This is a genomic window from Corynebacterium sp. HMSC059E07 (assembly GCF_001814395.1).
GTDB classification, from domain to species: domain Bacteria; phylum Actinomycetota; class Actinomycetes; order Mycobacteriales; family Mycobacteriaceae; genus Corynebacterium; species Corynebacterium hesseae.
The window spans coordinates 1-1,529 of sequence record NZ_KV816332.1 but is presented as its reverse complement, the minus strand read 5'-3'; the positions used below and the strand labels follow the sequence as shown (position 1 = coordinate 1,529).

Below are 1,529 nucleotides of genomic sequence, written 5' to 3'. Positions count from 1 at the left end.
ACAACAAACAACTCAATACACCAAGCCCGCCACCTTTGAGCAACAACTCAACGGTGACGGGCTTCGTCGTCGTTTTCGCACACAGCCTACAAGCACTGACCCGAAAACACAGACCTGCGTGCTGCACATCCACGTCTGCGCTTATGGACCGCAATGGATCCCTGCACCGTTCATACGCGCTATTTGTCCCAGGTGAAGCGTCCAGGGTCACTGACATCAATCCTCAGGTAGCGCCTTTTGCGACCGCCCAGTCGGACCCCTACCGGATATATATCCAGGGCTTTGAAATGCTGTCCTGCATCGCGCTGGTCGACGTAGTATCATGCGGCATCGCCAATCAGGCAGCCACAACCGCGAGTATGGAAGCGCAGAACCGGTTTCCTGGCGCCACATCACTCCGCAATGGAAAGGGCGATGCTTTTCGGCACTGCTTGTGGAATGCCCTGATGACGATGAGAATCGGTGCAGATGCAGCTGAACGCATTGCTACTAACCACGAAACTGTCGCTCAGGGGCCAGCGGATGAGACCAACATGGACTTGTATAACAATGCCCAAGGTCGATTTCTTGGATCTGCTTTCGCAAGTAGTGGCGACGAAGCTTCTGCTCTGAACCAGTGCGCCCTCTGGGCTAGAATTGGACTGCTATCTACACTTTCCTAGGAGAAGGGGGTTATGTTAATGAGACGCATGATGGCGCAGATAGGGCTCACTAGTATTGTTTCCCTATTACTCTCCTCTTGTAGTTTTGATGACCCATTGGCTTCTCATCTCGCGTCCGTAGGACGATCGGGACATGAAACCCCCGTTACTGAGTCCATCACACTGGAGGAACTCTACGGACCAGAGTGGACTGAGTTTTCGCTCGTGTGCCCATACACTCCGTATCAAACAGTCAAAGAAACACTTATGGCTGATGATCCCCCTGTTCCAGAACACGGCTTCTCCGATCATGAAAACTTCCTCTTTCTTAGAGGAAAGGGCGACAGCGAGAAATGGGTGAAGTTCTCTCGACAGGCTCTTGATCTGTGTTCTCCATCAAGTCCGTCTTCTTTAATCATGGAGTCAACGACAGTGGCTCTCAGTTTTTGTCTGGATAGTCCGGGTAGTGCTTGGATTCTCACCGGCTTGAACAAGTAGTCATATGGGCTCGCTGCCCGTTGAATCCAAGAAGCTGCAGTACACCCTGGACTGGTCAGATGCGGCCAAGATTGACTGGGGCACCATCATATTGTTTGGTTGCGGCATGATCTTCGGCGCTATGCTGGGCAGCTCCGGTCTAGCAGAAACTATCGGTTCCGGACTCAACAATATGTTGGGCGTATCTAGTGCCTTGGTCATCACTGCCATGGCGGTGTTGCTGGCCATCCTCATCTCTGAGACCACAAGTAATACCGCGGCGGCTGTCACTGTGCCGATTGTTGTTCCACTCGCCATGGCTGCGGGAGTGGACCCTGTTATCCGGCGATGGCCGCTTCCTTCGGCGCATCCTTTGGCGGCCCTTCCGGTTTTAGAGTGCGTTGATTTTGT

1 protein-coding gene and 2 pseudogenes are annotated in these 1,529 nt (G+C 53.0%); all 3 read left to right on the top strand.

The window, feature by feature from the left end; genetic code table 11:
- Positions 1–662: pseudogene (locus HMPREF2967_RS13465) on the top strand (hypothetical protein); the annotation flags it as partial.
- A 246-nt stretch (positions 663–908) separates the two neighbouring features.
- On the top strand, positions 909–1,139 hold the full coding sequence (locus HMPREF2967_RS13145; protein WP_158014717.1) for a hypothetical protein: 231 nt from the start codon (positions 909–911) through the stop codon (positions 1,137–1,139).
- A 13-nt stretch (positions 1,140–1,152) separates the two neighbouring features.
- Positions 1,153–1,496: pseudogene (locus tag HMPREF2967_RS10185) on the top strand (SLC13 family permease); the annotation flags it as partial.
- Between the last annotated feature and the right edge of the window lie 33 nt (positions 1,497–1,529).